Annotated in this window: 11 protein-coding genes; 4 read left to right on the plus strand and 7 right to left on the minus strand. The window is 65.9% G+C overall.

Annotated elements, in window-relative coordinates; translation table 11 throughout:
* The first annotated feature begins 478 nt into the window (after nucleotides 1-478).
* Entirely contained in the window at nucleotides 479-904 is a 426-nt protein-coding gene (locus tag AC1D0A_RS04785) for an acyl-CoA thioesterase (RefSeq protein WP_028277887.1), read from the plus strand.
* Between the two features lie 448 nt (nucleotides 905-1,352).
* Here AC1D0A_RS04785 and AC1D0A_RS04790 read toward each other — a convergent pair whose 3' ends face one another.
* Together AC1D0A_RS04790 and AC1D0A_RS04795 are read right to left on the minus strand one after the other, a co-directional pair.
* Nucleotides 1,353-1,988, minus strand: coding sequence for a hypothetical protein (locus tag AC1D0A_RS04790; protein WP_476945284.1), 636 nt, complete (start codon nucleotides 1,986-1,988; stop codon nucleotides 1,353-1,355).
* 242 nt (nucleotides 1,989-2,230) lie between these two features.
* On the minus strand, nucleotides 2,231-4,639 hold the full coding sequence (locus tag AC1D0A_RS04795; protein ID WP_476945285.1) for an alpha/beta fold hydrolase: 2,409 nt from the start codon (nucleotides 4,637-4,639) through the stop codon (nucleotides 2,231-2,233).
* 69 nt (nucleotides 4,640-4,708) lie between these two features.
* Here AC1D0A_RS04795 and AC1D0A_RS04800 point away from each other — a divergent pair, with 69 nt between their 5' ends.
* Together AC1D0A_RS04800 and AC1D0A_RS04805 are read left to right on the plus strand one after the other, a co-directional pair.
* Nucleotides 4,709-5,341 carry a TetR/AcrR family transcriptional regulator gene (locus AC1D0A_RS04800; protein ID WP_476945286.1) on the plus strand — a complete coding sequence of 211 codons (633 nt, stop codon included), beginning with the start codon at nucleotides 4,709-4,711 and terminating at the stop codon, nucleotides 5,339-5,341.
* Between the two features lie 25 nt (nucleotides 5,342-5,366).
* A complete protein-coding gene (locus AC1D0A_RS04805) occupies nucleotides 5,367-6,227 on the plus strand; it encodes a 3-hydroxyacyl-CoA dehydrogenase (protein ID WP_476871718.1) in 861 nt (286 codons plus the stop codon).
* A gap of 85 nt (nucleotides 6,228-6,312) precedes the next feature.
* On the opposite strand, the gene AC1D0A_RS04810 is transcribed toward AC1D0A_RS04805, so the two are convergent.
* The 3 genes from AC1D0A_RS04810 to AC1D0A_RS04820 form a co-directional block, all read right to left on the minus strand.
* Nucleotides 6,313-7,119, minus strand: coding sequence for an SDR family oxidoreductase (locus AC1D0A_RS04810; protein ID WP_476945287.1), 807 nt, complete (start codon nucleotides 7,117-7,119; stop codon nucleotides 6,313-6,315).
* 247 nt (nucleotides 7,120-7,366) lie between these two features.
* On the minus strand, nucleotides 7,367-7,747 hold the full coding sequence (locus AC1D0A_RS04815) for a nuclear transport factor 2 family protein (RefSeq protein ID WP_243177263.1): 381 nt from the start codon (nucleotides 7,745-7,747) through the stop codon (nucleotides 7,367-7,369).
* Nucleotides 7,748-7,986: 239 nt separating this feature from the next.
* Complete coding sequence (locus AC1D0A_RS04820; RefSeq protein ID WP_243177264.1) at nucleotides 7,987-9,549, minus strand: phospholipase D family protein; 1,563 nt, start codon at nucleotides 9,547-9,549, stop codon at nucleotides 7,987-7,989.
* A gap of 233 nt (nucleotides 9,550-9,782) precedes the next feature.
* Here AC1D0A_RS04820 and AC1D0A_RS04825 point away from each other — a divergent pair, with 233 nt between their 5' ends.
* Nucleotides 9,783-10,088 (plus strand): hypothetical protein, encoded by a 306-nt coding sequence (locus AC1D0A_RS04825; RefSeq protein ID WP_028277894.1) that lies wholly within the window; start codon nucleotides 9,783-9,785, stop codon nucleotides 10,086-10,088.
* Between the two features lie 139 nt (nucleotides 10,089-10,227).
* On the opposite strand, the gene AC1D0A_RS04830 is transcribed toward AC1D0A_RS04825, so the two are convergent.
* Both AC1D0A_RS04830 and AC1D0A_RS04835 read right to left on the minus strand, forming a co-directional pair.
* On the minus strand, nucleotides 10,228-10,746 hold the full coding sequence (locus tag AC1D0A_RS04830; protein WP_243177265.1) for a DUF2087 domain-containing protein: 519 nt from the start codon (nucleotides 10,744-10,746) through the stop codon (nucleotides 10,228-10,230).
* 142 nt (nucleotides 10,747-10,888) lie between these two features.
* A complete protein-coding gene (locus AC1D0A_RS04835) occupies nucleotides 10,889-12,550 on the minus strand; it encodes an HNH endonuclease signature motif containing protein (protein ID WP_476945288.1) in 1,662 nt (553 codons plus the stop codon).
* Between the last annotated feature and the right edge of the window lie 107 nt (nucleotides 12,551-12,657).

A 12,657-nucleotide genomic window follows, 5' to 3' on the forward strand; every position in this document is an offset into this window, starting at 1 on the left:
CACCGCTCAGGCCAGTTGCGCGCCGGTTCCACTCCACCGTCCGTTACGGGCGGTCATTCCTGTCCGGTTCGAGGAGGGCCTGAATGGCGGCGTCGCAGAGCCTCGATAGCCGGGCGGCGCTGGTGGAGTGTGACGGGTTTACCCTAGTTGCATGGAGAACCTGAGGGGCCCATTGTATCTGGACGTCGCGGCGAAGGGCCTGTCCCTGGCGGGCGTTGTGATGATGCTTTTTGGGCATGGCGGTTGGTTCACCGTCGGTCTTTCCCTCGTGTTCATCGGCGTGCTGATTGGGGCATGTGCCATGGTGGCCGTCCGTCGGGTGCGGTCGCCTACCGGTCCTGCCCGCCCCACACTTTTCGGCTCGTGGGGCCGAAGGGGCGGCTCCTCAGACGGGGATACGGGCTCCTGAACCGCTGGGGGCGGATCGGCTCGCTTGCGGGTTCGGCGAGCAATATTGTGGCAAGCGAAGGGGCGCTGAATGTCGAAGGTACCGATCGTTTACAAGAGCACGCACCGGGTCAAGTTCTCCGAGCTCGACCCCTACAACCACGTGAGCACGGGGGAATACGCGACCTATTACGCAGATCACCGGATGGAGGGCCTGCGGGACTATGTCGGTTGGGATCTGGAAACGCTGGGGACATTGCCGTTCATGGTCTGGGTCCGGAGGATGGAGATCGACTTTCTGCGGCCTGCTCGGGGCGATCAGGAGATCACCATCACGTCGTTCGTGCGAGAGTTCCGCGGGCCCGATGCGCTTATCGAGTGCGCTATGGTCGATTCCGGCGGAACGAACGTGTCGCGCTGCGTCATGACCGTTGCCCACGTCGACAAGGAAACGAGTCGCGCGACGGACTGGCCGGCCGACGTCATGGCGCTGTTCTTCGAAAAAGAAGCCCCATGAGCGCTTCGGGTCGGTCTATGAACCGTTTATCGATGACGAATGGCAACCACTCTCAGAACCAGGGACGAACAGGACCTTAAGTGACTAAGTACAGGCCGGAGTCGCCGTCTCCAAGTGTCTTGCCAACTAGGTCAGTTATCCGACAGCGTTAGAGAAAAATCCACGGAATGACGGTGATTAATTTCTGGCAATTTCCGCCAACTAGCCTCGGGTCTCACACCTCCTTCGTAACCCGAAACGACCCCGCACGCAGACGCGTGCGGGGTCGTTTCGTTCAAAGGTCATTTATTGTGTGCTCATGAGGCGGATCTGCCGCGTAGTTCCTCTCGGCGCCGCTTGGTCTTACCACCTCGCCACCGGCCTGCATGTCGGCCTCACCTGGAAGTGACCGTGATCGGGCCGCTCGCTCCTGCGTGGGTACGAGCGGCCGCGATCCTCGGTCCGACGGTCAGGTGTAGCTCAGGCTGACCAGCAGTGCTTTGAGTTGGGTGTATTGGTTTGTCGCCATCCAGGCTTTCGCGGCCTCCCTGTTCGGGAACCCCGGGTCGCCGAAAAGAACCCGGGTGAACAGTCCGCCGTTGGCGGTGGAGACGAGATTGCACCATGATGCGACGCCCTCGCCCTCCTTCAGCGACCGGGGATCAGTTAGCCCCATGAAGTAGGCATCGCCATCACGAGAGGATTCCACAGCGAATCCGAAGACGGGCTTCTTGCCGTCCGGCGCCGTCATTCCGGAAACTGCCTTGTGATCGAACACGTGACGCGTCACGGGACCGCCAGCACACCCTGCAGTGACGCCGTTGGCCAGGAAGAGCAGATCGTTTCCCGCACCGTCAGCAACGGTGACCTCAACGCCGGGAAGGCCGGCGGGCGGGTGCACGGTTCGCACGGTCCACGTCTCCGGATAGGCGAACGAGATGTGTCCGTCCGGGAACGTGAAGGTCTTCAGCGCGGGAGACCCGTGCTTACCCGCTGAGGCGGGAACCTCCGACGCCGGTACCGCCCTGGCGGCAGTTGCCGTCGGTCCTGCAGTGGAAGCAGGTGGGAAAGTTAACGTCGCCGTGCGGTCTGCCATGGTACTCACGACAAGGCTCGAAGCGGCGGCCGGAGCCCCTGGCTGTGGCCCACAGCCGGCAAGGACGAGGCCGATGGAAGAACCTGCGATGGTGACGGCAGTGAAGAGTCTGGCGCGATGTGAATGCATTGTGTAGCCCCCAATTCTTATAACGGCGGGCCGAATGTCCCGCTTGAAAGCAAAGTTTCCGGGACACGGCCAGTAATTACAGCTAGGGCAAGCTATTTTTGCCTCCCGATCGCCCACACGCCTCAGATGGCCGCCGCCTGCCTCCCCGCCGGCACCCGTGACAGGAAGTCCTCCACCACCGCGGCGAACTCGTCGGGCCGTTCGATCTGCGGCATGTGCCCCGTCTTCGAGAATGTGTACGACTCGGCGTGTGGCAACGCTGCCACTGCCGCCTCGAGGTGGCTGAACGGGAGGATGTGGTCGTGGTCGCCCCAGACCACGAGCGTGGGAGTCTCCGACTGCGCCAACGCCCCGAGGAGGGCCTTCCGCCACCCGGCCCTGACGCCAAAGATGGTTCCGAGGTCGCGAGCGACGTCGAGGAGGGTCTGGCGGTGGGACGCCCGCTGGGACAAAGCGAACGCGTGGTCAACGCGGGCGTCGGTCACCAGTGCTTTGTCGTAGAAAATCGACTGGACGGTGCGGCGCGAAGCCACTGGATCCGGACGCATCAGCAACGCCGCGAGCGGCCCGACCGCGAGCAGGCGCAATACCAGTGCAACCTCCTTGCCAAACCCGGCACTGTTCGCAAGAACCAGCGCCGAAACACGCTCCGGGTGTTCGGCAGCCAGTTTCATGGCGACGGCCCCGCCCAGCGAGTTTCCCATCACGGGGAGCGGCTCGTGCACCCCGACGGCGTCGAGGAAAGCCGGCAAGACGTCGGCCAGCTTCGCCAACGTCGCCGGCCCGGAAAGCCGTTCCGAGTAAGCAAAACCGGGCAGGTCCACGCTGTAAACGGCGTGGCGTGCCGAGAGCCGCTCGTGCTGCCCGTTCCAGTCCTCCAGGCTCTGGCCGATCCCGTGCAGGACCAGCACCGGGTCGCCGCTGCCGGTCTTTCGGTAGCGCAACCGCGTGCCTGCGACGTCGACGTATCCCGTTCCCGGGAGCGCCAGGGGATCCCGGCGCACAAATGGCGCCCCACCGGACGCCCGCACCCGTTGTCCGCGCCGACCGAAACGGACCCGGTCGGTCAACCTGCCGGCCCTCAGGAGGGCAAAGTCTCTGAAGTAGTTCTGGTGCAGCCGCCACGGTGAACCGGCACCCTGCCGGGGCAGCTGATCGGCCCCGCGGAAAATGTAGCCGGCCTTCAGGTCAATCAGGGAGGACAGCTCACCGTTGACGACATCGGCAGGCGCCGCGGGCACCACCCAATGCAGTCCCCGCCGGTCAAGATGCTTCAGCAGCCGGCAGACGTAGCCTGCGACCAGATCCGCCTTCAGGGTCCACGATGCATTGGTGTACCCGATGGTGAGCGCAAAGTTGGGCACGCCGTCGAGCATCATGCCCTTGTAGGTCAGGGTCTTGCCCACGTCCACGGGATCGCCGTCGACGGTGAGCGTCATGCCGCCAATGACCAGCAGATTCAATCCCGTCGCCGTGACGATGACGTCGGCCGGGATCGACCCGCCCGAGACCAGGTCAATCCCGTCCGGCGTGATCCGGGAGATCCTGTCGGTGACGATGTCGGCAGTGCCTGCGCTGATCGCGCGGTAGAGGTCCCCGTTGGGGATCGCGCAGACCCGCTGGTCCCACGGCTGATACGACGGCGCCAGGTGCGTGTCCACCGCAAAGCCCTGCGGCAGCTTGGCGACCGCCGATTTGCGCAGGATCGCCTTCATGGTCTCCGGCCGCCGTCGGCTGAGCTGGTACGTGAACATCGAAAAGAGAATGTTCTTGACCCGAACGACGTCGTACGCCAGTTGCGCGGGCAGCTTGCCCCGGAGGCGGTCGGCCAGGTGGTCGCGGGACGGCACGGGGGCGATGTACGTGGGGGAGCGCTGCAGCATCGTCACCTTCGCGGCCGACTTCGCCATGGACGGCACAAGTGTCACCGCGGTGGCCCCGCTGCCGATGATCACCACCTGCTTGCCCTCGTAATCGAGGTCGGCCGGCCAGTGCTGCGGGTGGACGATCGATCCGGCGAAGGTGTCGGCGCCCTCAATGGCAGGGGTAAACCCCTCGTCATAGCGGTAATAGCCCGAGCACACAGACAGGAAAGAGCATGTGAACGTGACCGCCTCGGCGGTGCCGGGTCCCGGGTCGCCGTGCCGGTATTCGCCCTCGGAGGTGCGGACGGCCGTCACCGTCCAGAGCGCGGTGTCGCTGGACCAGTCGGCAGAGACCACCCGGGTGTTCAGCCGGATCTGCGGGGAAAGGCCCTCGTCCGCAATGGTCGCCTCGATGTAGTCGCGGATCGCATCGCCGTCGGCGATCGCCTTGGCACCGGCCCAGGGCCGGAAGGAATAGCCGAGCGTGTACATGTCGCTATCGGAGCGGATGCCCGGGTATCGGAAGAGATCCCAGGTGCCGCCCACCGTGCCCCGAGACTCCAGGATCGCGAACGTCTTTCCTGGTGTTTCGCGTTTCAGCCGGCTCGCGAAACCTATGCCGCTCAGCCCGGCTCCGACAATCAACACATCCACGTGCGCGCTCATCACGCCACGCTATCGACTTAAAGTCGAGAGAGTCAACACCGTGTTGATACCTCGCGTTAGGATGGGCGCATGGCTCCACGTGGAAGACGTACAGCACGGGTCTCGGGGGATGAACGCCAGGACGCGATCCTCACCACCGCCGAGGCGCTCCTTGGCGAGCGGTCCTTCGACGACGTTTCGATCGAGGAGCTGGCCCGCGGCGCCGGCATCTCGCGCCCCACCTTCTACTTCTACTTCTCGTCCAAGGATGAGATGCTGCTGGCCCTTCTGGACCGGGTGATCTCCGAGGTGGAACACCGGGTCAGCGAGTTGCCGCGAAATTTCGAAAGTGACCCCGCGGGAGCCTGGGCGCGCTCCATTGGCATGTTCGTTGAGGTGTTCGTGGCCCATCGCGGCGTCGCCACCGCGGCGATTGCAGCGCGGGCCCGCAACGACGAGGTGCGCGCCCTCTGGTCCAAATCGATGCAGTCCTGGGTCGATTTCTCGAGCGATGTCATCGCGTCCGAGCAAGCCCGAGGGGCTGCGCCGGACGGCATCGACGCCCATGACCTGGCCGTGAGCCTCAATCTCATGAACGAGCGGGTGATCACCGCCGTCCTCAACCGGGAGATTCCCGCGATCGCGGAGTCCCATGCCCTGGACGTGTTATCCACCATCTGGATCCGCAGTATCTACGGGTCCGTCAACCCCGGCCGTTCCTAGCGCCGGGTGGAAAGGAAGAACCCGCATGCCCCACCAGATCAAGACCCTGACCGTGCTCGGCACCGGAGTGCTCGGTTCCCAGATCGCCTATCAGGCCGCCTTCCACGGATTCGCTGTCACCGCCTACGACGTCGACGGCGACGCCCTGGAGAAGGCCCGGGCGCGCTTCGCCCGGCTTGTCGGCATCTACCGGGCGGCCAACGTCGGCGGTGCCGGAGAGAGCAAAGCCGAGGCAGCTCTTGAAAACCTCCGCCTCACCGCCAACCTCGGGGACGCCGTCGCCGATGCAGACCTCGTGATCGAGGCCGTTCCTGAGCTGCTCGAGGTGAAGCGGGACGTCTACCGCACGCTCGCAGATCTGGCCCCCGCCAAGACCATCTTCGCCACGAATTCATCAACTTTGCTGCCCAGTGATCTTAAAGATTCCACCGGCCGCCCCGACCGCTTCCTCGCCATCCATTACGCCAACAACATCTGGGCGCAGAACATCGCCGAGGTGATGGGCACCGCCGAAACCGATCCCGCAGTCTTCGACGCCGTCGTCGACTTCGCGCGAAACAGCGGGCTGGAGCCGATCGAGATCAGGAAGGAGAAGGCCGGCTACGTGCTGAACTCCCTGCTGGTCCCGCTCCTGAACGCGGCCGCCGGCCTGCTGCTGCAAGGCGTCGCCAGCCCGGAAACGATCGACAAGACGTGGCGCATTGCCACCGGAGCGCCGAGCGGTCCGTTCCAGATCTACGACGTCGTCGGGCTGGGAACCGCCTACAACATTGCCGCCTCATCGCCAGACCCCGGATCTCAAGCCTTCGCTCGGTACCTCAAGGCCAACTACATCGACCATGGCAAGCTCGGCGTCGAGACGGGCGAGGGTTTCTATACCTACTAGGTCTTCGCATGGGCTGACGGACGGTGCTGACGGACGGCCCAGCGGAGGGGGAGTGGCTGCGGAACCGCTTTTTACACGGACCCGGTCAGCCCTGGCGGTTCGAGTCCAGGACGGTGACGTCCAGGGGCATACGCCTGGCGCGACGGAGGCGTCCGGCCAGCACGTTGCGCACCCCGCGGGTCACCATGGTCGTCTTGGTCAGATACCGGAACTCGGCGGCGTCCGACGTTACCAGGTCCAGGAGCGGGCGCGCGGCGTCGTCAGGGGTCTGCCCCCACAGCCCGACGACGACCTGCAGCCCGCCCAGTCGATGCTGGTACCCGGGCTGGGACGTGACGTGCCCCAGCATGTCCGTGATCACCAGGCCCGGATTCATGCCATGCACCCGGACGCCGGTGCCCTTGGTCTCCACTCGCAACGTCTCGGTGAACTGGCGGACCCAACGCTTACTTGACGCATACGCGTTCTGCAGCGCCACCGGTCCGTGGTCGCCGTGGCCGTACACGTTGACGAGGTCGCCGCGACCTTGGCCGATAAACACCGGCAACGCCACCCTCGACCCGTGGAACGTGCCGAGGATGTTCGTGCGCACCACTTGTGTGAAGTCCTCGACCGGCGTGGACGCCGTCGGCCCGAAGACACCGGAAGCTCCGGCGTTGTTGACCCAGATGTCGAGCGTCCCGCGGCTAAGGGCCTCGTCGCGCAGGGCCTCGACGTCGGCCAGTTCACCGGTGTCGCACTGACGCCCGGATGCCGCGATCCCTTCCGCGTGCAGCCGCTCGACGGCGGCCTCGACGTCGGCGTCCGACCTGGACGCCAGCACCACCGTCGCACCGTGATGCCCCAGCAACCGGGCCATGGCCAACCCCAGGCCGCGCGTCGAGCCAGTCACGACTGCCACGCGACCGCGGAGCACATCTCGTCGCGAACCCATGCTTCTCTCATACGCGCAGCGGCCGGGGAGAGCAAGAGGGCAGGCATGGTGACAGTTCCGAGGTGGTTGTCCGCCGGGTGGTTCCCCGGCGGCGCTGTTCCATCGCATCGGGGCAATTATCGAGGGTCTGTCGGGACGTCGCGGACGGATTTAGACTGAATCATTCCGCGACGCCGGCGGCGTCTGCCTCGGGCGGGGAGGAAGATCAGCGGCCGCCTTGTCGCACGTAGTCGGCGGGATCGTAGTGGATCCGGAGTGTCGAGATCTTGCCGTTGTCGAAGCGGAAGAACTCTGCGAGTCGGACAAGCCCGGCCGGCATGCGGGCGTCGTAGAGTATCGCGGAGCCATCTGCGCCGTGGACCTCTTGGATGATCTCGAGGTCCGACACTGTGGCGATGAAGCCTTTTACGCCTTGGCAGAATCCGGCGGCCCCTGTGCGCTTCCCTGCGATCGGACCTTCAAATTCGAGGTCGTCGACGAGCAAAGTGCGCAGCTCGCCGTCGGGGTCGAACGCTTCTATGCCGGCGGCCAGGATCCGGTAGTAGCGTTGGAGTACGTCTGGCGCAGCCTTGCTCAGCGGGGACATCGGCAGCTCCTCCTTAAGATTGAAAACTTCAAGCTCTGCACATCGATGAGGCGGTGAACGCGGTTCAATTTGGACCGGATCGTCGCCGGTCAGGTTATATCCGTTGAGTACAGAAGTCACGACGTCGAGGAAGGCTTTCGCCGGGGCGTGGTACTCGCCGTCGTTTCAGCGGCGTGGCGGGGCTACAGTCCCCGGAGCCGTTCAGGCGTTCTGCTGGTTCGCGGCCGTCAGCGTCTTGCCTAGAACTGGGTAGTGCCGCGCAGTCGGCGCGGGCGGCCGTCTGGGTCCATGAGAAGACGGCTCATCGGATCTGCCCAGAGGCGTTGGCGGGCCGACACCGGCTCTGGAGTGTGGTGGCGCGCGTGTCCGGCGGGGCGGGTGGAACGGCGGCCGGCTTCATGCCAGCGGTCGAGAGCGTCCGCGGTGGTGTTCCAAAGTTTGAGCCCGGCCGCCGGGTCGACGAGCTGGGGATCGTTCTGCTCCAGGCCCAGGTGTTCGGCCCAGAGTTGGAGCCGGAGCTCGTGGGCCAAAGGCCGGAAAGTGTCGCGGCTGTTGTCTGTGCCGGACGCCTCCCGGTTGTCGACAGTCGTGTCGAGTACGGCGCAGGTGAGCTCGCTGTCGTTGGTCCAGGACCGGCGGTTGAAGTTGTCTGAGCCGCAGGTGAACCAGGTGTCGTCGATGATGCAGATCTTGGCGTGGACATAGATCGGAGTTCCCGCGCGGTTCTCCAGGTCGAACACGCCGACCCTGTTGGGCGCAACCCTACGCAGCATGCTGATGGCATGCAGTTGCCCGATCCGGGCCGCCGGCCCTGCGAGAGGCCCGTCAGCGTCGGGGTAACGGGGTACGACGGCGATCACCTTCAGGTCGGGATTCCGGTCGAGGGCCTCCGCGATTCCGGCTGCGACCTCTTTCGACCACAGGTACTGGTCCTCGACGTAGATCAGCGAGCGGGCGTGGGCGAAAGCTTTCGTGTAGGCGCGGGCAATGCTGCGCTCCCCAACAGGCGCGAACGGAAACGGGGGACGCCTAACGCCGTAAGTGCGCAGCAGCTGCACGGAATGAGGACCCGCCGGTGGTGGCGGCGGAGCAGTGGCCGGGAGCGGTTCGGGGTGCCTGGGCATACGGGCCAGTCGTTGCAGCAGCATCCGGTAGGGGGTGTGACGGTCCAAGGGATGGGGGTCATTCCACCGTTCAGCGAACACTGCCAGCACATCTGCCACCACGGGGCCGCGCAGTTCGAGGGCGGCATCGTGCCATGGCGGTCGTTTACCGTACCGGGAATCCATGCTCACCGCTTGCGGGTCTCCCGCGTGGTCGGCGTCGTCCCGACGGCTGTGGGAAAGGTCGATCCCGCCAACGAACGCGACATCCAGCGACGGATTGTGACGACGGCGAATGACGAAGAGCTTCTGATGATGGGAGCCGAACACGCGTACACGCTGATCCAGCAGCACCTCTCCGCCGGCGTCGTTGACCTGACGGCTTAGGAGCTCATTGGAACGGCCGCTGATCGGGGCCGATACGCGCTCTCCATGGGATCTCCAGACAAGCCCCCGCACTTCCACTCCCTCACCGGCCAAGCCCGCGAGCACCTCGCCGATCGACGGTCCGTCCGCCAGCAGCCGCTCGTCGGCGTCGCCACGCCAGTCGGTGAACCACACGCGGTCTCCCGCCTGGAGCGCCGTCAACTCCTCATGCAGCCGGGCGAAGTAGGTCGCACCATGAACCAGGGGCCGCACGAGATTGCCCTCCGACCACGGCGGCGATCCGGCACCGCCCGCGTGTACGTCTGTGGCCAAATTTCCCCGCTCAGCGCGGCTCAGAAACCACGTACCAGCATCACTGTCCACTCAGTCCTTCTTTCGGCGCCCGAACCCAGGGCACTAGTGTCCGGTCTTCAACGTAGCGACTGTGATGCCTAATGTCACCGACCGGGTCGTAAGCACCGGATCAAACCCGCTCTCCGGCCCTACCGGGATGACGCTGGACGGCCTATCGTGGTCCTGACATAGCCCGAGGGAAAGGAACGACGATGTTCACCCTGCAGATTAGCTATCCGGTCCGGGACTACGAGGCCTTTAAGAAGGTCTTCGACACCGATCCCGCAGGCCGAGCCGCCTCCGGCGCCCGGGCAGTCCGCTTGTTCCGGGACACAGAGGACCAGAACAGTGTGGCCGTGCTCCTTGATTTCGACACCAGGGACGCCGCGACCGGCTTTCTGGAAAAGTTGCGCAGCCAGGTGTGGGACAAACCTGAGGTGATCGGGCAGCTAATGACGGCAGCGCCGACAGCCAGGATTCTGGAAGAAGTGGCCCGCGAGGGGCAGGGCGCGGGCTGACCGCTGAGAATCCTGCTCGCCTCGCGGTGGAACAAGAAACCGCTGCATCCCGTGGGTGCCAATGTTGGCTCTCGGGCAGGTTTGGGCGCTAAAAGAGCGTCGAGTTCAAAGCCCACCTAATGCCGGCCTGGAGCCCGCGTTATGCCTGCCGGGAGTATGAGGAACCCGAGGCCGTCCGTTCCAAGAGTCCGAAGTCGATCATGTAGCGGCGCAGCATTACGACGTCATCGCTATAACTGAGCAGTCGTTCATTAACCTGCTTTTCCGTTAGGTGTTCGCCCGGCTCTATAGTTTCGCTGACGATCCACGCCAGGAGCTCCCGCCGTTCCGTCATGTTGGCTGGATACCTCTCGATCCTCCCCAAGCGCATGAAGCGGGCCAATCCGGTCTGCGGCTGCCGCCGGGGTTGCTGCCTGAGGAGGTCGCGGAAGATCGCCTCGGGTGCCTCAAGGTCACTGGCGGCATTGCGTTCCACGAGTCCTGACTCAAGGAGGGCAGCGATAGCCCGGTTTCGCCGGTGGTCATTCAGGTCAGCAAGCACGTCGGGGAGCTCGGCGCCGAGCACTATTTGCGCGTAGGCGGTCCGAGCGTCCGTGTTAGCGAGGGCTGCCACTACACGCCGCCAGTGCGGTCCACTCACCATCGTCGTTACCGTCACAGCGTTTTCCTCACTCTGCATTTGCCCCCGCCTGTGCTGGTCACGGCAATTGGTCAACAGGCAAAATCGTAGTCCTGCGCGGGTGTGGCGGACAGGGCCTACAGACGGCAGGCTGATGGCCCGGACATTGACGGTTGGCTTTTCATGTGGGTTGAAGCAGGCGGTATTCCGGCACTGCGTCGGGAAATTGGTGTCCGGCCGTGAATGGGTGCCCGGCGGTGAATTGGTGCCAGTCCGGGAACGGGTCCGGGGGCAGGCCTGCGTCCGGATCCGCGGGCTGGCCTTGATCGGGGCCTGTGTCGGGGTCGGGTTCCGGGCGTGTGTCCGTGGCCTGGATGTGGGGCAGCCAGTCCTCGGGCCAGTGGGGTGGTTCCCAGTCCTGGTGTTCGCTGGGATAGTAGCGTCCGGACGGGGAGGTCCAGCCCGGCGGGTGGTCCCTGCTGGCCCGGTCCGGTGTCCAGGCGGAGGCGTGTTTAAGCCGGTGGTGTTTCGGGCAGGGCTGGCCGAGGTTCGAGATGCCGGTGGTGCCGCCGTCGGCCCAGGCCAGGAGGTGGTCTGCCTCGTTGTCCAGGGAGTGGTTGCCGCAGCCGGGGAACGGGCACCGGCCGTCGCGGAGCCGGAGCCAGTGGCGCTGGGCCGTCGTCAGCCGGTAGTTGGTCCGGCCGATTTCCAGCGGGGCACCGTCCCGCGGGTCGGTCAGGACCCGGGAGAAGGAACCGGCGCCGTCGGCGATCAGGCGGCGGGCCATCGACGGCGGGATCGGACCGTACCCGTCCAGGACGGCCGGTTCGTCGGTGGCGCCGAGCAGGGACAGGACCGGGACGGTGACCAGGACCTGCGCACGCGGGACCGGAACAAGCCCACCTGCACCCGCCCCCGTGCCGCCGTCTGACTGTCCGCCGGTGGTGCCGCGGTCGGCCGTTCCGCCGTTTGTTCCGCCGCCGGGCGTGCCGTTGCTGAGGAGCCAGGTGGCGGTGATGTCGGCGCGGAGCTGGGCGAGGGTCCGGGCCTCGTGCGGGCCCTGGAGGGCGCGGGCGGCGGCGGTGGTCCGGTCCCAGATCCCGGCGGCGGTGTCGGCCGGGAGGTGGGCGGAGAGCCAGGCCATGCCGTCCCGGTCCGGGGTGTACTCGATCCGCCGGTCCGCGACGCTCCTGGTGTGGCGTTCCTCGATGCTGGCGGGGTGGTGGCGTTCGCGCCAGGCGCGGGCCTTGGCCCGGAACCGGGACGGAACGAGGTCCCCCGCCGGGCAGCCGCGGGCAGGGTTGGGCGCTTCGGGGTCCAGGAAGTGCGCCTCGAGCCCGGCCGTACCGGCCGCATCCAGGCTGCTGGTTTCGTCCACGATGGTCCGGGCGTGCTGCCAGGAGATCGTGCCGGCCTGCAGGGCGGCCAGGGTCAGCGGCAGCGCCGTCGTCAGGGCCCGGGATTCGGACAGCAGCGCCCCGGCGGCGCGTTCGCTGACGGTCAGGACACAGGCGACCTCGGCCACCAGTGCCATCGCTTGGGCGGCGCGGTCCCGCGGGGACGGCGCCGGCGGCGCCAGGAACCTGGTTGCCTGCGCGTAGTCGGCGGTCAGCCGCACCCTCAGCGCCGCGGTCCGGGCCTCCAGCCGGGCGACCTCGGCGAGCCCGTCCAGGCAACCGTCCGCCAGCCGCCGCAGCGGATCCGCGTCCGGCGAAGAATCGACGACCGCAGGATTGGCGTCGCTAGCGGCCGATCCGGCCAAGGCGGCAAGCGCGGCAACCGACGCCGCGACGGCTTCCACGGTCGCCCCGCTCTCCGCACTCAACACTGTCCTGCTCTCCACACTCAGATCATCTCAGGAGCCACCGACAATTTTTGATGAAACTGAAGTGACCGAGCACCCGGCAGTCCACTTCTGACAGCTGCCGGAAGAGCATCCAATGCCATCGG

The sequence above is a fragment of the Arthrobacter sp. P1_D4 genome (genome assembly GCF_056406115.1).

Coding starts and splice junctions, on each gene's coding strand:
- AC1D0A_RS04795 (WP_476945285.1), bottom strand. CDS start 4,639: ATGAGCGCGCACGTGGATGTGTTGATTGTCGGAGCCGGGCTGAGCGGC.
- AC1D0A_RS04805 (WP_476871718.1), top strand. CDS start 5,367: ATGCCCCACCAGATCAAGACCCTGACCGTGCTCGGCACCGGAGTGCTC.
- AC1D0A_RS04825 (WP_028277894.1), top strand. CDS start 9,783: ATGTTCACCCTGCAGATTAGCTATCCGGTCCGGGACTACGAGGCCTTT.
- AC1D0A_RS04785 (WP_028277887.1), top strand. CDS start 479: ATGTCGAAGGTACCGATCGTTTACAAGAGCACGCACCGGGTCAAGTTC.
- AC1D0A_RS04815 (WP_243177263.1), bottom strand. CDS start 7,747: ATGTCCCCGCTGAGCAAGGCTGCGCCAGACGTACTCCAACGCTACTAC.
- AC1D0A_RS04800 (WP_476945286.1), top strand. CDS start 4,709: ATGGCTCCACGTGGAAGACGTACAGCACGGGTCTCGGGGGATGAACGC.